The organism is Prosthecobacter sp., assembly GCF_044378005.1.
GTDB lineage: Bacteria > Verrucomicrobiota > Verrucomicrobiia > Verrucomicrobiales > Verrucomicrobiaceae > Prosthecobacter.
In genome coordinates, this window is record NZ_JBILYB010000011.1 from 1 (window position 1) to 20,358 (window position 20,358).

Genomic DNA, 20,358 nt, shown 5'->3' on the forward strand with positions numbered 1-20,358 from the left:
CAAAAGTTTAGTGAACTTTCAACCCCACCATCAATATGCTGACACCGACCGACATCGCCGAATATGGAGAGCGCCATGTGGAGAAATGGCTCACAGACAATGGCTACCGCTGCCATCACCAGACGCAGCGTCATGGCACCAAGGATCTCGAAGCCCGCAGTGCCGACAATGAAATGCTCGTGCATGTGATCTCACATCTGGCATCCAACCCATCACCTGCGCTCAGCCAGACGGAGCACGACAGCGTCTGCTCGCGTGCCATCACGCTGGGCTTTGATGCCTGGCTGGCCGAGGTGCAGATCGACCGCTTTGGAGATCAGGTGGGCAAGATCCAGTGGAAGCAGCTCGGCTGAGGGCGCGCCGTTGTTCCGGCTTGCCATACAGGGGCGTGGCCGGTTATCTGGCTATACATGAATTCTGAGCCTTCATTCCCGACCCAAATGTTCCGTCAGACGGCGGAGGTCATCGTCATCATCGCCGTTGCGGCAGTCATCGAACTGGCCGTTCAGCAGCAGTGGATGTCTGGACGTTCCATCTGCCTGCTGGTCATGGGGTGGGCGCTGACGAAGACAGCTTTCTTCTTTGTCGAGAATCTCCAGCACATCCTGCTCGCCACCTCTCACAACATTCCCTACCATCGTTTCCTCGGTCTGATGGGTGTGAACATGGCACAGATCACACTCTCTTTTGCACTGGATTTCTGGTGCCTGGAGACGGCGGACAAAGGTAGCTTCAGTGCGTTTCAGGAAACCTGGAGCCAGGCGGAGATTCTGTTCGAGTGCTTCTTCTTCAGCGTGCTGAACTTCTCATTCTTCGGCTTCGGAGATGTGACCCCGCAGACGATCCCGGCAAAGATCGTGACGATGATGGAAGTCATCCTGGCCTTCTTCACCGTGATCTTCCTGCTGTCGGATTTCATCAGCCTCAAGGACTCGCTGCGGGTGGACAAAAAGCCGCGCGAGTAATCAGCACCCCACTTCGACACCGCCGATGAGGGTGCGCTTCACTTCGAGGCGTTTACTGAGCACAAGCACGTCTGCGCGTTTACCCTTCTCCAGACTGCCGGTCTCGGTGGCAATGCCCGTGCGCTCCGCTGGAGTGAGGCTGGCCATGCGGACGGCATCTGGCAAGTTGGCGGAGGTGCTGCGGAACATGTGACGCAGCATGTGATCCATGCCAACGATGGCGCTAGCAAGGCTGCCTCCGGCGCGGCCGACGAGTCCGTCGCTCTCAAACCATGAGCCATCTTTGGCGGAGCCAAAACGGTAGCGTCCGGGCGGCATGTCGAGCGCTCGATTGCTGTCGGTGACGAGGCAGAGACGTGCCGCGCCTTTCATACGAAAGGCGAAGTCGAGAAGTTCGGGTGCGAGATGATGCCCGTCAGCGATGACTTCCGTGCTCATGTCTGCTGTGGCGAGCACGAACTGCTCCATGCTGGCCTGCATGGGCGTGCCAAAGCGATTGCGCAATGAAACGACGCTGCTCATCGCGCACCAGAAGTGATCGACATGCCGCATCCCGGCGCGGAAGGCCTGCGCCATCTCTGCCCAGTTGGCATTTGAGTGACCGCAGGTGATGAGGCAGCGCTTCCGCTTTGCCGCACGGTAGAAATCGAGTGCTCCTGGCAACTCCGCAGCACACGTGGCGATGCGCACGAGGTCATCGAGGAACCAGGCGGCATACTCCGCCGCACTCGGCTCGCGGCGGCCTGACTGGGAATGACAGCCGACTTTGTCTTCAGCGAAGTAGGGGCCATAAACATGCACACCGGCGATGCGTGCGCCTTGCCTTGGCTCCCATGAATCAAGCACTTCGCGGCAGGTGGTGAGCATCGCGGTGATCTGCTCGGGACTGCCTGTGGTCGTGGTGGGAAAGATGCTCGTGGTACCATGTCGGGCGTGGGCTTTCAAGGCTGTGCGCACCGCCTCGGCACTGCCATCCATGAAGTCCGCACCCGCGCCGCCATGGACATGAATGTCGATGAATCCTGGGCTGATGTAGCCACCGCGCGCGTCGATGATCTGCGCGTCCAGAGGGCGCTTCACGCGTCTGCCAAGTGCGGAGATTCGACCGCCTTCGCACACCAGGCTGGCATTCTCGATGAGTCGATCCGGCAAAATGAGTGTGCCGTTCTCGATGATAAGGGCGGGTGGCAGGGTCATAGCAGAGTGAGCGGATTCACGCGCGTCTGAAGCGGGAAGTTCACCCGCTGACCGCCAAGTCGATGTGACTCGAAGACGGCGCTGATGGCCTCGATCGTTTGTTTGCCCTGCACGCCATCACAAAGCGGTGTGCGGTTTTGCTCGATGCAGGCAATGAGGTCACGCCCGGCGACTTCATGGCTGGAGACCATCCTGCCGAGATCCTTGATGGGCTCGACCACTCCGACTCCGCCCGTGGTGATGGGCACCCAGGTGCGTGGCCCCGACTTGGGCTGGAAAGGGCTGCCCGGCAGCAGATGGGCGAGGGGTTCAGCATCAATGCGGAAGTCGATGATGCCCTTCGTGCCGATGATCTGAAGGCCGAAACCCGCCTCCTTCACTCCAGCTTCCTTTATGGAGTCGAAGTAGAGCGTGAGACCTTTCGCCAATTCATAGCGAGCATGGACTTCATTGCCGACGAGCAGGCCGATGCCTTCATCGCCCTCCTTCACATCCGCCTTCGTGATGAGGTGTCCGTCCTGCTTCACCTCGGCACTGCATGAGATGGGCTCACCACCGAAGTAGCTCACGACATTGATGATATGCGAGCCGAGCACCCAGAGATCGAGGGATCCACCACGCGTGTCTTCTTTGCCTCGACCACGCATCTCCAGCACACGTCCGATCAGTCCTTCCTCGATCAGTTTGGCGATCACTGGCAGGACGGGATGCTGACGATTGCGATGTGCGATGGCGAGCTTCGTGCCCGCTTTCTCACAGGCAGCGAGGATATCATCCGCCTCCTCCAGGTTTCGGCAGAAAGGCTTCTCCACATAAACAGCACGCGCTCCGGACTGCGCGGCGGCGACGATCATGTCGCGGTGCTGATCCACATGCCGAGGCCCTACGGCGACGATATCTGGCTTCGTCTCCGCGAGCATCTGACGGTAGTCGGCAAAGCCCGTGGTGACCGAGAGCTTCTTCTTTGCATCCGCGAGTCCTTTGGCATCAGCATCGGCGATAGCCACGATCTCCGACTCCGGGATGCGCAGCCACATGGTGTCGAGTCCATGCCCGAAATTGCCGCGCCCTGTATGACCGATGACACCGACGCGCCATTTTTTATCAGCGGCAAAGGAAGGGGCTGCGGAGAGGACGGCGGGCAGGGCGGTGAGAAGAGTGCGGCGGTTCATGGCGAGGAAAGAACGACTCAGCATGAGCAAAACACGCGGCAATGTCACGACGAGATCATCTCAAGATCCGTGTAGCCAATGACAAGCAAAGCGGGGTATTGTGGAAGCGAAATGCAGAGACTCACGTTGTAAGCATACCCACCACCATGAAAACCTACCTGTCCCTTCTCTTCGGTCTGAGTCTTGTCTCCTTCACTGCGGCCAGGGCTGCGGATGCACCCAAGGTGGACTTTGCCAAGCAAGTGAAGCCGCTGCTCACCAGTCGCTGCATCAACTGCCACAACACGGGCACCCTGCTCGGTGAACTCAGCTTGGAGAATCGTGCGATGGCCTTCAAGAAGCGTGTGAATGGCCCCATTATCCTGCCTGGCAAGCCGGACAGCAGCATGCTCTACATCGTGCTGAAACTTCCTGCGAAGAATCTGAAGGCAATGCCAGCCGCTGGCCATCGGGTCACGGACACGGAGATCAACCTCATCTATGACTGGATCAAGCAGGGGGCTGAATGGCCGGAAGGCAAAGCGGGTGTGATCAAGCCGATGAAGACGAAGTCGGACAACTCGTAAGCCCGGCACTCCGACTAATCACCTCACCCACGCACGAGCCAGAAGGCTGCGATCAGGGTGAGGGTGAAAAGCGTCCACTCAAAGGGCTTTTGCGGGATGCGCTTGAGGATCTGCCAGCCAAGCAGGATGCCGATGATGACAAAGGGCAGCAGGGCGAGATTCGTGGCGAGTGATCGTGGATTGATGATCCCGAGATCAGCGGAGAACGGCACTTTGAAAAGATTGATGAAGAGGAAGAAGCGGCTGAAGACACCGAGGTGCTCCTTCTTCTCCAAATGCTGGGAGAGCAGATAGACGGTCATCACCGGCCCCGCGGCATTGGCGAGCATGGTGACGATGCCTGCGCAGAGGCCCATGCTCCAGGAGAAGGCTTTGTGCTGGGTCAGGAGGATGAAGTCCTGCCGCCGAGCATTCAGCAGCAGGTGAAAGGCGAGCAGCCCGATGATCAACCAGCCGATGATGGGGCGCGCGAGGGTGTTGTCGATATGGCCGAGCAGAAACCAACCGATGATCACGCCCACGATGGCGGGTGGAACCATGGGAATGATGCGCCTCCAGGAACCGCCGTGGCGGTTGAGGTAGAAGCCCATGAAGTCGGCCACGATCAACAGAGGCAGCACGAGGCCGACGCTGGCCTTGGCTCCAAAAGCCTGGGCCATGAGCACCACATTCAGCGTCGCGGTGCCAGAGAGTCCGGCTTTGGAAAGGCCGATGCAGACCGCCGCGATGGAGGCCAGGAGGAAAACCTGCGTGTCCGCCGTGAAAAGCGTGTACTGCGGCAGCCAGTCGGTGAGAAAGTTCAATGCGCTGAACTTGGATCAGGGGACGATGGTCACCGGCGTGCCGACTGGCGCGATGGAATACAGCTTAGTCACCATGTCGTAGGGCATGCGCACACAGCCGTGGGAGGCAGGTGAGCCAGGATTGGGGATATACCCCGCGTGCATGCCGACGCCGTTGCTGGTGAGACGCATCCAGTAGGGCATTTTTGCGCCGACAAAACTGCCGCCTGAAGGCACACGATGCATGCCCGCCGTAGCGTTGCTGCGGACGGTGTTGCCATTGGCATCGACGATGGTTCCGTAGCGGTTTGAGCGCTTGTTCACGACCTTCTCCGAGATGCGGAAGGTGCCGGTGGGCGTGGGGAAACCACTGCGTCCCGTCGCCACATAGGACCAGCCGACGTTCTGACTGTTGCGGAAGATGTAGGCCTTCTGCTGGCTGAGATCGATCGTTACACGAACTGGGCCGGGCTGGCCTGCGCCGTGCCAGACATAAAGCGGACTATTCGAGGAATCCACGGGCTGCACGACGAGCGGTTTGCGAATCACTTCCTGACGGACGAACGCCGTCGGCAGAAAGTTCGACGGCAACTGACAGGCGCTTAGACTGACCAAGGAAAAGGCGGCAAGGAAAAGGCGTGCAGGATTCATAGCGACTGTGTTTGTAGCAAACTCCGTGTCAGACGCCAGAGCGTGATGTCAAAAACTTCAAATCACTCACCTCACTCGGTGTGGTAATTACATTATGTTCACTCAATAAATTTGAAGGGACTTATATTCAATAAAGCTCTCACTCGAGCGACTTCATTTTATATTCTTCTGATACGCTTCCGCATAGCGCTTGCCGAGTTCTCGAAAGGAGGCGGAGTCGAAGTGGATCTTGTCCCCTTTGTGCTTCAGCCCCTCGGCGCTGACAAAGGCTGTGTGCGGCACTTTCTTCACCAGGCTCTGATGAGCGGCATCGACGAGGAGTATCTCCGGCGTCCAGGGCACTTCCTTAAACTTGCCCATCTGCCCGGCGATGAATGGTACCCTCGGCGCCTTCAGTTCCTGGCGGAGACGTGCGATGAGATCATGAAGCTTGGGCTCGTAAGCTTGAGCCAATTCGGGCTTGGAATCACTCTCACCCTGATGCCAGAGGATGCCCTTGAGTGTGCCTGCGGACAGAGCAAGAGCCGCACGCTTGGTCATGTCATCCCAGGGATGGCACTTTGTAGCAGGATAAAAGACACCCGGCTTCCAAGTGTCGATAGGCGAGCCACCGACCGCGCAGGGGATGAGCCCAATGGTCACGCCTGGGTTCGCCTCGGCGATGATCTGCCCAAAGGTCTTGCCGAGGCCGACCCCGGCGGCGGGTTTGTCGAAGTGCATGGGATCTACCGCAGGCACCCACTTGCCTTCCTTGCTCAGCATGAGCACTCGCGGATGCGGCGTCTTGTCCTGCTCTTCCACCACACCTCGGCCAGCCATGTTCGACTGACCCACGAGCAGGAAGAGGTGGAACTTTTCCTTCGCAGGCAAAGGCGTCTCCTGGGCATGGGCGAAGATGCTGAAGACAAAAGCAAAGAGGGGGATGAGTCGGTTAGTCATGAGGTGAAGTGAACGCAGCATGAGGACCCCGACTGGCTTTGTCAGCCATATTTTAAAGACTCACCCCACGCGCAGTTCCACCACCGCATTGTGCCCGCCCATCCCGGAGGCGATTTTCAGGAGAGTGTCGCCAGAATGAAGTTTCGGAAGGACGTCAGGCACCCCCGTGATGCCGGGCAGGTTGCCGGGAACCTCCGGCAGCGCAGCCGCGATGAGCGCGACATCCAGAAGGCCGCAGGCTCCGAGTGTGTGGCCGGTGAAAGGCTTCAGCAGGAGCAGCGGCGGCATGTCGCCAAAGGCTGTGCGCATCCCCCGACTCTCCGCCAGGGCATGATTCAGAGTTCCCGTGGCATGAGGGCAAAGCAAAGCCGGGCGCTGAAACTCGCTCAACAACTCCCCGAGCGGTGCCCCATCCTCCGGGATCATGAGTGAGTCATGCGCGTCACTGTTGGCCGCATAGCGCGTCACTTCCGCGAGACCCTTGTCGGAGATTTCGAGAGTCACCGCCACGCCTGCCTCACCGAGATGCAATCCCGTGGTCAGCGGCGAGAGCGGATCATTCACGCCATTCGTGGAAAGCAAATGCGTGTCACGAAACGCCCGGACCAGCTCGGGCACGAGCGGCAGATCCACGGCGACGACGAGGGCTCGTTTCGTCAAACCCGCACGCAGGGCCATCCAAGCCATGCCGAGAGCATCGAGGCCTGACGAGCAACCGCTGGAAAGCATCTGCCACGGACCTCGAATGCCGAGTTCGATACTCACCGCAGCGGCGATCTCGCTGTGGATTGTGTTGCTGGCACTGAAGCGCGGGGAAGGACGACGCCACGCATGTTGCCCGAGTAACTCGCCCGCATTGCCACGGCTGCTGGCGGCGAAGAGCCAGGCTGTCTTGGTGTCATCGGCACTCCAGCCTGCACGCTGCACGGCATGGCGCGCGACATGCACGGCGAGGTTCGAGGCCGCCCCATAGCGTCGGCCTTTCAGCACGTTGCGATCTGCGATGCGTCCACAAAGCAGACCTTCGTGTTCCGCCAGGCCTGATCTGCCCGCAAGCCAAGTCTCCAGACACTCGGGCATTGAGTCACCGAGGGCGCAGACGACTTCAGCGGCAGTGATCGAGATAGGTTGACTCACAGATCGAAAATCTTCCCTGGGTTCATCAGGCACTCGGGGTCGAGTGCGCGCTTGATGGTGCGCATGAGTTCGTAGCTGGCCTCGCCGAGTTGGCGCTTCACAAAGGCTTTCTTCGCCAAGCCCACGCCATGCTCACCCGTGACCGTGCCACCGAGGCGGATGGTTTCATCCACGATCTCCTCCAGCGCGATCTCCACGCGGTGCATCTCCTCGGTGTCGCGTTCGTTCGTGAGGAAAGTGGGGTGCAGATTGCCATCACCCAGGTGCCCGAAGGTGCCGACCATCAGACGATGCCGCTCCGCCACCTCGCGGATGAATTTGACCATGTGCGCCAGCTCCGTGCGCGGCACGGTGACGTCCTCCAGGATGGTCGTTGGCCGCTTGCGGGCAAGCGCGGAGAAGGCACTGCGGCGGGCGGTGGCCAGCCTGCCAGCTTCGGCATCATCGGCGGCGGCGCGGACCTCACGGGCTCCATGTGCACGAGCAAGAGCCATCATCTGTGCGGCTTCTTCTTCGACGACGATGGGATGCCCATCGGTCTCCATGAGCACCACGGCCTCGACTTCAGTCGGCAGGCCGATCTTCGCGTAATCCTCCACGCAGCCGACCGTCATGCGATCGAGGAACTCCAGCGTGCAGGGGATGATCTTCGCCGCGATGATGGCGCTGATGGTTTCCGCCGCTGCTTCCATGGAATCATAGAGCGCCAGCATGGTCTTCCGTGCCTTCGGCTTAGGCACGAGCTTCAGCATGACCTCGGTGATGATGCCGAGTGTGCCTTCACTACCGATGAAAAGATCCTTCATCGAATAGCCAGCCACATCCTTCACGCATTTGTTGCCGAGACGCGTGAGGGTGCCATCGGGCAAGACAACCTCGATGCCCATGACGTAGTCGCGTGTGACACCATACTTCAGGCCGCGCAGACCGCCGCTGTTCTCCGCCACATTGCCGCCGATGGTGCTGATCTTCATGCTGCCGGGATCAGGCGGATAAAACAGGCCCACCTTGTTCGCCGCATCGTCGATCTCCTTCGTGATCACGCCACACTGGGCACGCAGGGTGAGGTTCTTTTCATCGACTTCGAGGATCTTGTCCATCTGCACCACACAGATCACGAGGCCCCCCTCGATGGGCACGCTGCCACCGCTGAGTCCGGTGCCCGAACCACGCGTCACGACAGGCACTCTGGCTTCACGCGCCAGCTTCACACATGCGGCCACCTCTTCTCCCGAATGCGGAAACACCACTGCGCCGGGCTTCACCTTCAGAGCAGCAGTGCCATCGAAACTGTAAGGCAAAATATCCTCCGCCTGCGTGAGGACACGGTCAGGCGAGAGCGCGGAACAAAGGGCGGAGACGAGATGAGGAGTGACGGTTGGCACGGCGCGGAGTGTGGGCGGCTGAAGCGATGGCGCAAGGGCGCAGGGACGTTCTAGTTGAGGTTGGATATTCTCGTCCGGCTGGCGCTGTGCGTTTGGACTGTCCTTGGAAAGATTCTTTGCCACGCCCGGTCTCATGCGGGGCACTTTGAGCGTGACAAAGTGAAGCTCGGCTGATTGGCTGCCTCAATGGGAGGCCATTCCACCACATCTCCTGATGGTCGCTGGACCATCAGTGTCACCGATGAATCCGAGTTTGCGGTTGAAACTTTAAAACTGGAAGTCTTCCAGGCAGAGTCTCACGTTTCGATCTCAGGAAAACCACCTGTGCTTACATTCAAGTCGCCCCTTCCGGGTTTTGATGCTCGTGCTTCTACCACGAATGACACTTGGAGCTCGGATGGCAGGGAATGCCATTTGCAGTTGGCGACGTATCACGGAGAGGCATCGCTGATTGTAGTTCCTTCAGAATTCCGAGTGGAGTTCGATCCGCTCTCCTCTTTCGGTTATATTCGGCCCATCGATCCTGTTCCCTGGTTTCTCATGTTTGGAGTTTTACTTTTGGCCTACATTCTTGGCATGCACAGGCTGAAAGCCAGGAAGCCGCACTGATGACACGCCAAGCGATTACTTCCCCCACCTCATCGCCACATCGGGAAAGTCGCTGAAGAGCCCATCGACACCGGCCTTTTTGAAAAGCAGCTTCAGGAGATCCTCCGGGGACTTGGCGAACTTCGGCAACTCATCCACGCGCAGGGTGTAAGGGTGGACCTTCAGGCCGCAGGCGTGGGCGTTTTTCACCAGCGCGGTGGGCTTTCGATCAGCGGCGATCACGCTCTCGATATCGGGGCCGATACCGTCGGCGATCTTGGCGAGTTCGGCGAGGCCATTGGGTGTGCGCAGGTGGTTAAAGTCGGTGTTGCCGGGGCCGGTGGGGAGGGTGTCGAGCAGCATGACTAGGTTCCCGCGCCAGCGCAGCGAGCCGCGCAGGCGCTTGAGTTCATCGAGCTCGAAGCACTGGATGTAGCAGGGGTCGTCTTTGCTGCGGTAGCCGTAGCGGCGGAGGATGGCGAGCACGATGCGGGTGATGTCGTGCTTCTGCGCGCGATGCCAGGCGGGATCTTTGATTTCGGGGTAGATGCCGGCGATGCGGCCTGTGCTACGGTTCAGGCCCTGGATGAGCTGGAGTTCCTCCTCCAGCGTCGCGACCTGGAAGCTCCCCTGCCCTTTCGGGAAGCGTTTCGGGAAAACCTGCTTCCCGGTGGCGGGATCGAAGCGCTCCATGACACGCAGTGTCTTGAGTTCTGCGAGCGTGAAGTCGAGCGCGTAGTAGCGGCCATCGCTGCGCTTCCGGTTCGGAAACTTCTCCGCCACATCGGTGACGCTATCCACATGGATGTCATGCAGCACCACGGGCACGTCGTCCTTTGTCAAAACGAGATCCTGCTCGATGTAGTGCGCGCCCTGGGCATGGGCCATGGCCTTCGCCTCCAGCGTGTGCTCGGGCAGATAGCCACTCGCGCCGCGATGGGCGATGATCAGGGGAAAGGATTTGCGAGCCATGCTTTCAGGCTGACAGACTCCCGCCCTCTCCGTCAAGACTGCTCTCCCCATGAAGCGCTACTCCATCCATCGCACCTCCGGCCCCACGCTCGAATGGAGCCGCGCCGTCTGTCTCACGGACTTCTCTTTGCCCTGGAATGCGGACCTGACTCCCGCGGCCACGGAGTTCCGCGCGCTCTGGGATGCCGAGGCGCTGCACTTCCGCTTCGACTGCATCGACCACGATCTCGTGCTCGATGACTCCGCCACGCTGAAGGAGCGCGTGCTGGATTCCGACCGCGTGGAGATCTTCTTCACGACGGATCTCTCCCTCACGCCCTACTACGGTTTTGAAATGAGCCCGCGAGCCGAAGCGCTCATTTATAAAGCCCGCCACTACCGAGAGATCGACTTCGACTGGACCTGCCCGACTTTGAAACTCGCCGCCGAAATCCAGGGCGAGCACTACACCGTCTCCGGCAGCCTGCCCTGGAGCACCTTGCAGGAAATGGGCGTGATCCAAAAAGATGCCCGCCAGTTCTTCGCCGGCGTGTATCGCGCCGACTTTTCCCGCGAGGCCGATGGCAGCCTGCGCCGACTTTGGATGCCGTGGGTCGATCCCCAGACTGAGCGCCCCGACTTCCATGTGCCAGGCTCTTTTGGCCTCTTTGATCTCATGGACTGAGTCTTGACCGCGCCCGCCAGCGGCTGAAGAGAAGCCGCCATGCGCATCGCCATCTATTGCGGGTCCAGTCGCGGACTCGACCCCGTCTTTCAAACCGCCGCCGCTGACCTCGCGAGGCATCTCGTCAGCCAGGGCATCGGCATCGTCTATGGCGGCGGCAATGTCGGCCTCATGGGCGTCATCGCGGATGCGGCGATGTCCGCTGGTGGGGAGGTCATCGGCGTAATCCCCGAGTCCCTGCTGGCCAAGGAACTCGGCCACGGTGGGGTCACCGAGCTCCGCGTCGTGCGCTCCATGCATGAGCGGAAACAAATGATGGTGGACCTCAGCGATGCCTTCATCGCCCTGCCCGGTGGCTTTGGCACGCTGGATGAACTCTTCGAGACACTCACCTGGCTCCAGCTTGGCTTTCACGGCAAACCCGTCGGTCTTCTGAACGTCGCGGGCTTCTTCGATCACCTGCTCACCTTTCTCGATCACATGACGGGCACCGATTTCCTCAAGCCCGAGCACCGCGCCAGTCTGCTGATGGAGACTGATCCCGCCGCATTGCTCACCGCCATGCAGGCCTTCCAGCCGCACACCTGCGGGAAGTGGATCAAGGAACTTGTTTGAAACTCCGGCGACTAAATGTCGCAGAACTCAAAAGCTTCAGAGCAAAACGGGCGCTTTTAGGTGGGCAGCATTTCTCGTTTCATCGAATCCAGACTTACCTACAGCTTGCCGGAGGGGGGTGGAGGTTTCAGGGTGGCGGGTGCCGACCATGACTTGCCGCTTTCTTCCGACCTTCTCCGTTTTCTTTGCTCTGGCGTCTGCTGCGCTGATGGGGGCGGACTTCCCTGCCCTCTACAATTCCGATCCCGGTGATGCGCAGCCGCCGACGCCGCAGGAGTCCCTGAAGATGCTGAAGCTGCCGCCGGGCTTCAAAGCGACACTCTTTGCAGCGGAGCCGGACGTGCAGAATCCCATCGCCATGGCCTGGGATGCCAAGGGGCGGATGTGGGTGGCGGAGAACTACACTTACGCAGAGCGGCAGAAGCGCTTCGATCTGGGGCTGAAGGACCGGGTCATCATCCTGGAGGACAAGGACTGGGACGGCGTGGCGGAGACGCGGAAGGTTTTCACGGAAGAGGTGCAGATGCTGACCAGCGTGGAGGTCGGGCGCGGCGGCGTGTGGCTGATGTGCCCGCCGCAGGTGCTCTTCATCCCAGATCGCAATGGCGATGACATCCCGGATGGCGAACCCGAGGTGGTGCTGGATGGCTTCACGGTGGCGAAGGACAACTACCACAATTTCGCTAACGGCCTGCGCTGGGGCCCGGACGGCTGGCTCTACGGTCGATGCGGGCACTCCTGCCCCGGACGACTCGGTGTGCCCGGCACGCCGGACGAGCAACGCATCCCGATGAAGGGCGGCATCTGGCGCTTTCATCCCGAGCGGAAGATCGTCGAGGTGCTGACGCACGGCACCACGAATCCCTGGGGCCATGATTGGGATGAAAACGGCGAGATGTTCTTCATCAACACCGTCACCGGCCATCTCTGGCACCTCATCCCCGGTGCTCATCTCATGGACTCCAGCACGCTGAATCCGCTCGTGTATGAAAAGCTCGATACCATCGCCGATCACTACCACTACGACCGCAGCGGGAGCTGGACGGAATCCCGCGATGGCAAGGCCAACAGCCTCGGCGGCGGCCACGCCCACATCGGCATGATGATCTATCAGGGTGACCAATGGCCCGAGCAGTATCGCAACAAGCTTTTCACCCTGAACATGCACGGTCGCCGTGCGAATGTGGAGCGCCTCGAACGCAACGGCAGCGGCTACGTCGGCAAACATGAGCCCGATGTCTTCCTCACCGACGATCCTTGGTTCCGTGGCATCGAAATCAGCACCGGCCCCGACGGCAGCGGTTTTATTTTGGACTGGAGCGACACGGGAGAGTGCCACGAAAGCACCGGCGTACATCGGACGAGCGGGAGGATTTTCAGGATCAGCTATGGGGAGGTGAAGAAGCTGGAGAAGCCCTTTGCTTGGCGGAAGCCTTTGCCAAAGCCTGACTTCAAGGGCGATGAGCATCAGCGTGTGCTGGCAATCCGTGAGATGACGCAGTTTTGGCCGATGGATACCATTGAAGGTAGATGTCAGAATCTAGGATTCAAATGGGCGGCAAGCCCGGAGGTTCCTCGACTGATTGACTTGGCCCGCACCGAAAAATCCAGCTTCGTCCACCTCACACTCGCCAGCACGCTCCAACGGCTGCCGTTGAGTCGCCGCCCCGAACTCGCCATCGAGCTTCTGAAGCACGCGGAGTATGCCGACGACCCCTTCCTGCCGCACATGGTCTGGTTTGGCATCAGCCCGCTGGCGAAGCATGACCCGGCAGCGCTGGTGAAGATCGCCCAGCATTGCTCCTGGCCGAAGACGCTGAAGTGGATCGCGCGCAGTCTCGCCACGCAGCCGGAGCATCTGAATGCGCTGCTGACAAGCGCGAAGCCTGAGCAGGCGGCGAACATCCTGGAAGGGATGTCGGAGGCCTTCAAAGGTCTGCGCAAGGTGCCGAAGCCGGAGGCTTGGGAGGCGTTCGTAGTTCGGGCTTCAGCCCGTGCTGGGAGTGCCGAAGAACGGGCTGAAGCCCGAACTACGAACTCAATCCGCGACCTCTCCATCCTCTTCGGCGATGGCCGCGCGCTCGATGACGTGAAGAAGATCGTGCTGGATGCCCAGGCGGAGACTCCCACCCGCGAGGCGGCTTTGAAGACGCTGATCGAGGCCCGTCCCGCCGACCTGCGCGCCGTTTGTGAAGGCCTGCTCGACGTGCGTGGCCTGAACGTCACCGCCGTGCGCGGGCTGACGCTCTTTGATGACCCAGCCATCGGCCAAAGACTGGCGAAGGATTACCGCAAGTTCGCCCCCGCCGACCGCCCCGCCGTGCTGGACGCGCTCGTCTCTCGCCCCACTTGGGCCGCTGCGATGCTGGAGAGTGTGGGCAAGGGCCAGATCACCCGCACGGAGGTGACCGCCTTTCATGCCCGGCAGATTCGCGGCTACAATGATGAAGCTCTCTCGAAGAAGCTCACCGAAGTCTGGGGCGAACTGCGCGAGTCCGCCGCTGATAAGAAGGAATTGATCGAGAAGCTCAAGAAACAGCTCGATGCGCCCACTTTGGCGAAAGCCAACCTCAGCCAGGGGCGCATGCTTTTCACCGCCGTCTGCGGTGCCTGTCATGTCATGTACGGTCAGGGCGGGAAGCTCGGGCCCGACCTCACGGGCAGCGGGCGGGCGAACATCGACTACCTCCTGGAAAACATCGCCGACCCCAGCGGCGTGGTGCGTGCGGACTTCCGCATGAGCCTGCTCACCCTCAAAGATGGCCGCAGTCTGAGTGGCGTCATCGCTGAAACCACGGACAAAACCCTGACCCTCCGTACCTTGACCGAAACCCTGACCCTTGAGCGTGCTGAGATCACGAAAACCGAGACCTCCCCCATGTCGATGATGCCGGAAGGCCTGCTTCTTGCTTTTCAGCCGGAGCAGATCCGCGACCTCATCGCCTACCTCATGCACCCGGTGCAGGTGAAGTGACCGCCTCCGCTCTTGACTCCCCCGCCACCTCCGCCGAAGAACTCGCTCCTTTTTCCCTCCCCAAAAATGCCACGCCGAATCTCCTACCGCGACGCCATCCGTGAAGCCCTCGATGAAGAAATCGCCCGCGACCCCATGGTCGTGGTCATGGGTGAGGAAGTCGCTCAATACAACGGTGCCTACAAGGTGACCCAGGGTCTGTGGGAAAAGTGGGGCGACAAACGCCTCGTCGATACCCCGATCTCCGAAGCAGGCTTCATCGGCATGGGCATCGGTGCCTCCATGCTCGGCGTGCGTCCGGTGATGGAGCTGATGTTCTGGAGCTTCTATACCGTGGCCTGGGATCAGATCGTGAATAATGGCGCGATGGTGCGCTACATGAGCGGCGGCAAGATCAATGTGCCCATCGTCATCCGTGGTCCGGCCAATGGCGGCACCAGCGTCGGCGCCACCCATTCCCACACGCCGGAAAACATCATGGCGAACTTCCCCGGCATGAAGTGCGTCTGCCCCAGCAACGCCTACGACGCCAAGGGCCTCATGAAGGCCAGCATCCGCGACAATGACCCCGTCATGTTCATGGAGAGCACCGTCCTCTACGGAGCTGAATGGGATGTGCCCTCGAACGACGAAATCCCCGGCGGCGACCTCTTCATCCCGCTCGGTCTCGCCGACGTGAAGCGCGAGGGCACGGACATCTCCCTCATCGCCCACGGCAAAGCGGTGATCACCTGCCTGGAAGCCGCCCGCATCCTGGAAGAAGAGCACGGCATCAGCGCCGAGGTCGTTGACCTCCGCAGCATCCGCCCGCTGGATGAAGAGACCATCTTGAACTCCGTCGCCAAGACGCATCGCGCGATCTACGTCGAGGAAAACAAGCCTTACTGCGGCATCGGTGCCCAGATCGCCTACATGATCCAGGAGCGCATCTTCGATGAACTCGATGCCCCCGTGCAGCGCGTGTGCAGTCTGGACTCCCCCGCCATCTACAGCCCACCGCTGGAGGCTCTCCAGCTTCCGACAGCGGATGTCGTGGTGGCGAAGGCGCTCGGCATTTGCTGAGATCGCCCAAGCGACACAGGTCGATGCAGTGATGTGATTGCCGCGTGCAAACGTTGGGGCATGATGGGCGTTCACTTCGCTCCACCATGACCAACCGCCGCTCCTTCCTCTCCTCCGCGCTTCAAGCCAGTGCCTTCGCTCTTTCCATCCCAGCCTGCGGCCAGGAGCCCAAACCGGTGCGCCAGCTCCGCAAGGCCATCATGGGTGGCACGCTCGGCATCAAGGGGACGCTGATCGAGAAATACACGGCCGCTAAAGTGGCAGGTTATGAAGGCGTGGAGCCCTCTGGAGGCGCGAATCAGCAGGAGATCATCGACGCGCTCGGAGCCTCCGGATTGAAAGCGGCCAGCGTCTGCTGCCACACACACTGGAAACAAACCCTCACCCACAACGATGAGAAGATGCGCGAGGAAGGCCTGCAAGGCGTGCTGACCACGCTGCGCGATGCGAAGGCTTATGGTGCTGAGTCCATCCTCGTCGTGCCGGGTGTTTGCAATGAAGAGGTGCCCTACCACCTCGCCTGGGAGCGCTCGATCACGCAGATCAAGAAGGCGGTGCCACTGGCAAAGGAACTCGGCGTCAAGATCAGCATCGAGAACGTCTGGAACAACTTCATCCTCAGCCCGCTGGAGGCCGTGCGCTTCCTGGATGAGATCGGCGATCCCATCGTCGGATGGCATTTCGACATCGGCAACGTGCTGCGCTACGGCTGGCCTGAGCAATGGATCACCGTGCTGGGCAAGCGAATCAACCGCATCCATGTGAAGGAATACAGCACAAAGAAGATGAAGGACGAAGGTGTCTGGAAGGGCTTCGACTGCGATCTGACGGAGGGCGACAACAACTGGCCTGCCATCATGAAAGCGCTGGATGATGTCAGCTACACCGGCTGGGCCATCAGCGAACAGCGCGGCGGCATGAATCCAAACGGTCTGAAGATGCTGACCGAGCGGATGGACCGCATCTTCGCGATGTGATCCTCCGCTGATCGTTCGGGCAGGTGCCGACTAAGCGAGCACCTGCTTCAGAACTTCGATGCATTTCTCATTCTGCGGCATGGTGCCGATGGAGATGCGCACCCATTCAGGCAGCTTGTAGGCGGCCATGGCACGGACGATGACGCCCTTGTCCATCATGGCTTTGAAGACGGCATTTCCATCACCGACTTTGACGAGGACGAAGTTCGCGTAGCTCGGGATGTATTCGAGGCCCATCTCACCGAACTGCGTTTGCAGATAGGTGCGGCCTTCGTCAGTGATGCGCTTGGTTTTGTCCTGATGCTCCTGGTCGATCAGACCTGCGAGCGCGCCCGCCTGGGCGATGGAGTTGAGATTGAAAGGCTGACGCGTGCGCTGGAGGACGTCGATCAGTTCCTTGTTCGCCACGCCATAGCCGACGCGGGTTCCTGCAAGACCCTGGATCTTCGAGAAGGTGCGCAGGACGACCACGTTGCGGCCTTCGCGCACATATTTCAAGGTGTCGGGCGGGTTGTCGAGGAACTCGTAGTAGGCTTCGTCAAAGACGACGACGACGTGGTCAGGCACCTTGGCCATGAAGCGGTCGATCTGCTCCTGGGTGACGAGTGTGCCTGTTGGGTTGTTCGGATTGGCGATGAAGACCTCCTTCGTCTCCGGCGTGATGGCCGCAGCCATGGCGTCGAGATCATGCACGTAGCCTGGATCTGGCACCTCGATGGTGCTGGCACCGAAGACCTTGGCCATGAGTTTATAAACGAGGAAAGCGTGCTCGGCGGTGATGATATTGTCACCCGGCTTGAGGAAGGCGTGACCGATGAACTCGATGACCTCATTACTGCCGCAACCCATGATGAAGTTGCCCATTTCCAGGTCAAACTTCTCAGCGAGCGCGTTGCGCAGCTTCCAGGAAGCTCCGTCCGGATAGATGTGGACTTCCTCGCAGGCTTTCTTCATCGCCTCGATAGCCTTCGGGCTGGGGCCGAGGGGGTTCTCATTGGAGGCCAGTTTGATGATGTCCTCGGGCCGCAGCCCGCGCTCACGGGCGACATCCTCAATGGGTTTACCGGGTTCGTAGGCGACGAGATCTTTGAGCTGCGGGTTGGCGTAGTTCCAAATGGACATGGTGGGTGGCGGAAGGGCGGCTCTATCGACTGAATCTAAGAGGCTGGCAAGCCCTAGCGTAGCGGGGATAAGCATCAAAAAAGACGCTAAAATGACTGCCCAAAACGTTTTCACCTGTGATGTTGCCATCTTGGCTCGATTTGAGCATGGTAAGACTCAGTTTAAGTCCAGATGCCAGCAGCCTCTGTCACATGCCCCCACTGCGAAAAGTCTGTCGAGATTCAGGTCACGGCTGTCACTCGTTCACGCCCCTGCCCTGACTGCGGACGCACGATCATGCTTCAAGTGGCGGGCCGCAGCAGCGGCTTCAAGCACAAGGCGCTGCTGATGAGCCCGACGCCGCCGACAGACTCCCTGGAGAAGCCAGATTTCATCGACGACGCCTCCTTGTTTCCTGGAGATGCCTTTGAGCGAATGTGCCTCGACCCGGAGCTCATTCGCACCAGGACTCAGTTCATGGCAGGTGCAGGGGCTGTGATAGCGCTCATCCTTGCAGCCGCAGTGATCCATTGGACCGATGTTTGGCCAAGACCGGCGCTCAGCATCGAACTGAACAATGTGACCGTGTCTGACACGCCCCAGCTCTCCTCGAAACCATCGGTCGGAACTCAATCCGTGGTCGCCGTGACTTCAAAACCGATTCAGATCGGCGAGCCCATCAAACGACTCTCCTTCCGACCTGCGAAACCGAGCACCTCAGAGCAACCCACGGTGAACGAAGATCCGCTTTGGGCTTTGGAGAAATTTCTGGCAGCAGCCACAGTGGATGAAAAGCTGGCCTTTGCGCTGAACGCCACCCAGGTAGAACCCGCACTTAGAGAGTACTACCTTCATCATCCCGTGGGAGCCCTGCCCTACAGCCACATCGAAAGACATTCCCAGAGCCCGGCCAATTTCACTGAGTTCCGCGTGGTGCTCCGCGATGGGACCAAAAAATTTGCGGCCGTGATCCCCACCCCCGAGGGGCCTCGTGTGGACTGGGCAAGCTTTGTCGCCCTCGGAGATCTGGAGTGGGAGCAGATGCGGCAGGCCCGCCCCACACGTCCGGTGCTCATGCGCGTGCTCGCCACGCCTGGATCGCAGTTCAGCGGCCCTTTTAGCAATAAAGACAAGCTCCGCTGCATCCGGCTCGTCCCTGCGGCAGATCCTGCCGCCATGCCCGTGTTCGGCTATGTGCCCAAGGAAACTGAACTGGCACGCCAGCTTGACATTTGGCTCGGCCAGGATGCCAGCGGCGGCACACCGCTCACGCTGAGATTGTGTTATCCAGCGCAGACAGTCACCCATGATCAGGCTTGGATCGCCGAACTGGTCGTGCCCGGCTGGGTCACCGTGGCGACGAATGGTGCTGGCGAGGGTGAGTGAGCCAATCACTCAAGCGCGAAGAAGCTCCGCGAGAGCGAGGATATTCATCACGGCTTTTGGCACGAAGCTGTCAGGTTCCACGAACTCAGGCAGCTTGCTCCCGTCCGCGCTGCGTTCGGAGCAGTGTGCATTCCCACCGACGGGGCCAAGACCATCAAGCGTGGGACCGAGCGCACAGAGGTAGTTGGCATCACTGAGTCCGCCCCGCTGCTCAGCCACAGCGCTGAAGCCAAGACGTGCGGCGGCATTCTCCCAAACATGAAAAAGCGCCTCTGTCGGCATACCACCGGGCCAGGCTTGTGTGCGTCCGAGGCAGTCGATGACGATCTCTCCATGCGCCCCAGTGCGTCCGCCGAAAAATCGCAATGCTTCCTCGGCCCGAACGAGCACCGCAGGATCAAAGGCGCGCATCTCCAGATCCGCCACAGCCTCATGCGGCACACGATTTAACACCGTACCTCCATGTATGGAGGCAATGTTCACCGTCAGAGCCTGACTCACATCCGTGAGCGCACTAATCGGAGGCAGAACACTCGCGAGTTCGACGACGGCATTGATGCCCGAGGCATGATTGCTCCCCGCGTGCGCCGCACGGCCATGACAGGTGACACGAAATTCGGCCCGCCCCTTCCTCGCCGTGACGAGATGCCAGCCTGCGGCATCTCTCGGCCCGCCTTCGAACACGAACACAGCACGCACACCGTGTGGACAACGTTCGCGCGTGCAGTTCGCAAAGTCGGAGCCGATCACCTCCTCCGCCGAGTTCGCAGCGATGAGCCAGTGCGTGGACTCAAAGAGGTCCGGCAAGACTTCGCGCATCACTTTGAGCATGAGCCAGATCATCGCCGTGCCGCCCTTATTGTCCACCGTGCCGGGACCGTAGATACGCCGCCCGTCAGGCTGCCAGCGGAAGTCATTTGCCAGCTCTTCTTCGGGTGGGAAAACGGTGTCCAGATGCGTGACGAGCACGATGGGCGGCTGCTCAGCAGGTCCACGCCGAAGAAACAAATGACTGCCGTGCTGCGGATGCGTGGCAGGCACGAACTCCGGCTCGAACCCCAGCTCAGCAAAGCATTCAGCCGTGAGCTGGCCGAGTGCATTCACTCCCACGATGTTCGTGGTGAAGCTGTTGATCTCCACCATGTGACGGAGCCAGTCGAGCATCTGAGGCAGAGCGTCTTCGGCGCTTTGATGGAGCGGGCGGAGATCCATGGGAGAGGAAAAA

The 20,358-nt window shown here is 60.2% G+C and carries 20 protein-coding genes; 10 read left to right on the forward strand and 10 right to left on the reverse strand.

What is annotated here, in order from left to right:
* Positions 1–35 precede the first annotated feature (35 nt).
* Together AC6FTP_RS04010 and AC6FTP_RS04015 are read left to right on the forward strand one after the other, a co-directional pair.
* Positions 36–353, forward strand: coding sequence for a hypothetical protein (locus AC6FTP_RS04010; protein WP_497205613.1), 318 nt, complete (start codon positions 36–38; stop codon positions 351–353).
* An 87-nt stretch (positions 354–440) separates the two neighbouring features.
* On the forward strand, positions 441–965 hold the full coding sequence (locus AC6FTP_RS04015) for an ion channel (protein ID WP_497205614.1): 525 nt from the start codon (positions 441–443) through the stop codon (positions 963–965).
* On the opposite strand, the gene nagA is transcribed toward AC6FTP_RS04015, so the two are convergent.
* The gene (nagA, locus tag AC6FTP_RS04020) at positions 966–2,162 is read right to left on the reverse strand and encodes an N-acetylglucosamine-6-phosphate deacetylase (RefSeq protein ID WP_497205615.1); all 1,197 of its coding nucleotides are present in this window, start codon (positions 2,160–2,162) and stop codon (positions 966–968) included.
* Positions 2,159–3,334 (reverse strand): Gfo/Idh/MocA family protein, encoded by a 1,176-nt coding sequence (locus AC6FTP_RS04025; protein WP_497205616.1) that lies wholly within the window; start codon positions 3,332–3,334, stop codon positions 2,159–2,161. Before AC6FTP_RS04025 ends, nagA begins: the two co-directional genes overlap by 4 nt.
* 146 nt (positions 3,335–3,480) lie before the next feature.
* On the opposite strand from AC6FTP_RS04025, the gene AC6FTP_RS04030 reads away from it, so the two are divergent.
* Entirely contained in the window at positions 3,481–3,900 is a 420-nt protein-coding gene (locus AC6FTP_RS04030; RefSeq protein ID WP_497205617.1) for a c-type cytochrome domain-containing protein, read from the forward strand.
* A 23-nt stretch (positions 3,901–3,923) separates the two neighbouring features.
* On the opposite strand, the gene AC6FTP_RS04035 is transcribed toward AC6FTP_RS04030, so the two are convergent.
* The 5 genes from AC6FTP_RS04035 to AC6FTP_RS04055 all read right to left on the reverse strand — a co-directional run bounded on the left by AC6FTP_RS04035 (position 3,924) and on the right by AC6FTP_RS04055 (position 8,794).
* Positions 3,924–4,703, reverse strand: a complete 780-nt coding sequence (locus AC6FTP_RS04035; protein ID WP_497205618.1) for a sulfite exporter TauE/SafE family protein — start codon at positions 4,701–4,703, stop codon at positions 3,924–3,926.
* 15 nt (positions 4,704–4,718) lie between these two features.
* On the reverse strand, positions 4,719–5,333 hold the full coding sequence (locus AC6FTP_RS04040) for a L,D-transpeptidase (protein ID WP_497205619.1): 615 nt from the start codon (positions 5,331–5,333) through the stop codon (positions 4,719–4,721).
* Between the two features lie 153 nt (positions 5,334–5,486).
* A complete protein-coding gene (locus AC6FTP_RS04045; protein ID WP_497205620.1) occupies positions 5,487–6,272 on the reverse strand; it encodes a sialate O-acetylesterase in 786 nt (261 codons plus the stop codon).
* Between the two features lie 60 nt (positions 6,273–6,332).
* Entirely contained in the window at positions 6,333–7,409 is a 1,077-nt protein-coding gene (locus AC6FTP_RS04050) for a beta-ketoacyl synthase N-terminal-like domain-containing protein (protein WP_497205621.1), read from the reverse strand.
* Entirely contained in the window at positions 7,406–8,794 is a 1,389-nt protein-coding gene (locus AC6FTP_RS04055) for an FAD-binding oxidoreductase (RefSeq protein WP_497205622.1), read from the reverse strand. The genes AC6FTP_RS04050 and AC6FTP_RS04055 overlap by 4 nt, the downstream gene beginning before the upstream one ends.
* Before the next feature lie 186 nt (positions 8,795–8,980).
* Here AC6FTP_RS04055 and AC6FTP_RS04060 point away from each other — a divergent pair, with 186 nt between their 5' ends.
* Positions 8,981–9,403, forward strand: a complete 423-nt coding sequence (locus tag AC6FTP_RS04060; RefSeq protein ID WP_497205623.1) for a hypothetical protein — start codon at positions 8,981–8,983, stop codon at positions 9,401–9,403.
* A 15-nt stretch (positions 9,404–9,418) separates the two neighbouring features.
* On the opposite strand, the gene glpQ is transcribed toward AC6FTP_RS04060, so the two are convergent.
* Positions 9,419–10,354 (reverse strand): glycerophosphodiester phosphodiesterase, encoded by a 936-nt coding sequence (gene glpQ, locus AC6FTP_RS04065; RefSeq protein WP_497205624.1) that lies wholly within the window; start codon positions 10,352–10,354, stop codon positions 9,419–9,421.
* Between the two features lie 49 nt (positions 10,355–10,403).
* Here glpQ and AC6FTP_RS04070 point away from each other — a divergent pair, with 49 nt between their 5' ends.
* The 5 genes from AC6FTP_RS04070 to AC6FTP_RS04090 all read left to right on the forward strand — a co-directional run bounded on the left by AC6FTP_RS04070 (position 10,404) and on the right by AC6FTP_RS04090 (position 16,646).
* Positions 10,404–11,018, forward strand: coding sequence for a carbohydrate-binding family 9-like protein (locus AC6FTP_RS04070; RefSeq protein ID WP_497205625.1), 615 nt, complete (start codon positions 10,404–10,406; stop codon positions 11,016–11,018).
* Positions 11,019–11,057: 39 nt separating this feature from the next.
* Positions 11,058–11,633 (forward strand): LOG family protein, encoded by a 576-nt coding sequence (locus AC6FTP_RS04075; RefSeq protein ID WP_497205626.1) that lies wholly within the window; start codon positions 11,058–11,060, stop codon positions 11,631–11,633.
* A gap of 148 nt (positions 11,634–11,781) precedes the next feature.
* Complete coding sequence (locus tag AC6FTP_RS04080; protein ID WP_497205627.1) at positions 11,782–14,607, forward strand: PVC-type heme-binding CxxCH protein; 2,826 nt, start codon at positions 11,782–11,784, stop codon at positions 14,605–14,607.
* A gap of 66 nt (positions 14,608–14,673) precedes the next feature.
* The gene (locus tag AC6FTP_RS04085; protein ID WP_497205628.1) at positions 14,674–15,669 is read left to right on the forward strand and encodes an alpha-ketoacid dehydrogenase subunit beta; all 996 of its coding nucleotides are present in this window, start codon (positions 14,674–14,676) and stop codon (positions 15,667–15,669) included.
* A gap of 86 nt (positions 15,670–15,755) precedes the next feature.
* The gene (locus AC6FTP_RS04090) at positions 15,756–16,646 is read left to right on the forward strand and encodes a sugar phosphate isomerase/epimerase family protein (protein WP_497205629.1); all 891 of its coding nucleotides are present in this window, start codon (positions 15,756–15,758) and stop codon (positions 16,644–16,646) included.
* Positions 16,647–16,676: 30 nt separating this feature from the next.
* On the opposite strand, the gene hisC is transcribed toward AC6FTP_RS04090, so the two are convergent.
* Positions 16,677–17,768, reverse strand: coding sequence for a histidinol-phosphate transaminase (gene hisC / locus AC6FTP_RS04095; protein ID WP_497205630.1), 1,092 nt, complete (start codon positions 17,766–17,768; stop codon positions 16,677–16,679).
* A gap of 276 nt (positions 17,769–18,044) precedes the next feature.
* On the opposite strand from hisC, the gene AC6FTP_RS04100 reads away from it, so the two are divergent.
* On the forward strand, positions 18,045–19,133 hold the full coding sequence (locus tag AC6FTP_RS04100; RefSeq protein WP_497205631.1) for a hypothetical protein: 1,089 nt from the start codon (positions 18,045–18,047) through the stop codon (positions 19,131–19,133).
* A gap of 9 nt (positions 19,134–19,142) precedes the next feature.
* Here AC6FTP_RS04100 and AC6FTP_RS04105 read toward each other — a convergent pair whose 3' ends face one another.
* Positions 19,143–20,345, reverse strand: coding sequence for a M20/M25/M40 family metallo-hydrolase (locus tag AC6FTP_RS04105; protein ID WP_497205632.1), 1,203 nt, complete (start codon positions 20,343–20,345; stop codon positions 19,143–19,145).
* Positions 20,346–20,358: the final 13 nt, after the last annotated feature.

Coding starts and splice junctions, on each gene's coding strand:
- AC6FTP_RS04105 (WP_497205632.1), bottom strand. CDS start 20,345: ATGGATCTCCGCCCGCTCCATCAAAGCGCCGAAGACGCTCTGCCTCAG.
- AC6FTP_RS04075 (WP_497205626.1), top strand. CDS start 11,058: ATGCGCATCGCCATCTATTGCGGGTCCAGTCGCGGACTCGACCCCGTC.
- AC6FTP_RS04085 (WP_497205628.1), top strand. CDS start 14,674: ATGCCACGCCGAATCTCCTACCGCGACGCCATCCGTGAAGCCCTCGAT.
- nagA (WP_497205615.1), bottom strand. CDS start 2,162: ATGACCCTGCCACCCGCCCTTATCATCGAGAACGGCACACTCATTTTG.
- AC6FTP_RS04010 (WP_497205613.1), top strand. CDS start 36: ATGCTGACACCGACCGACATCGCCGAATATGGAGAGCGCCATGTGGAG.
- AC6FTP_RS04045 (WP_497205620.1), bottom strand. CDS start 6,272: ATGACTAACCGACTCATCCCCCTCTTTGCTTTTGTCTTCAGCATCTTC.
- AC6FTP_RS04030 (WP_497205617.1), top strand. CDS start 3,481: ATGAAAACCTACCTGTCCCTTCTCTTCGGTCTGAGTCTTGTCTCCTTC.
- AC6FTP_RS04060 (WP_497205623.1), top strand. CDS start 8,981: ATGGGAGGCCATTCCACCACATCTCCTGATGGTCGCTGGACCATCAGT.
- AC6FTP_RS04100 (WP_497205631.1), top strand. CDS start 18,045: ATGCTTCAAGTGGCGGGCCGCAGCAGCGGCTTCAAGCACAAGGCGCTG.
- hisC (WP_497205630.1), bottom strand. CDS start 17,768: ATGTCCATTTGGAACTACGCCAACCCGCAGCTCAAAGATCTCGTCGCC.
- AC6FTP_RS04070 (WP_497205625.1), top strand. CDS start 10,404: ATGAAGCGCTACTCCATCCATCGCACCTCCGGCCCCACGCTCGAATGG.
- AC6FTP_RS04015 (WP_497205614.1), top strand. CDS start 441: ATGTTCCGTCAGACGGCGGAGGTCATCGTCATCATCGCCGTTGCGGCA.
- AC6FTP_RS04080 (WP_497205627.1), top strand. CDS start 11,782: ATGACTTGCCGCTTTCTTCCGACCTTCTCCGTTTTCTTTGCTCTGGCG.
- AC6FTP_RS04040 (WP_497205619.1), bottom strand. CDS start 5,333: ATGAATCCTGCACGCCTTTTCCTTGCCGCCTTTTCCTTGGTCAGTCTA.
- AC6FTP_RS04090 (WP_497205629.1), top strand. CDS start 15,756: ATGACCAACCGCCGCTCCTTCCTCTCCTCCGCGCTTCAAGCCAGTGCC.
- glpQ (WP_497205624.1), bottom strand. CDS start 10,354: ATGGCTCGCAAATCCTTTCCCCTGATCATCGCCCATCGCGGCGCGAGT.
- AC6FTP_RS04025 (WP_497205616.1), bottom strand. CDS start 3,334: ATGAACCGCCGCACTCTTCTCACCGCCCTGCCCGCCGTCCTCTCCGCA.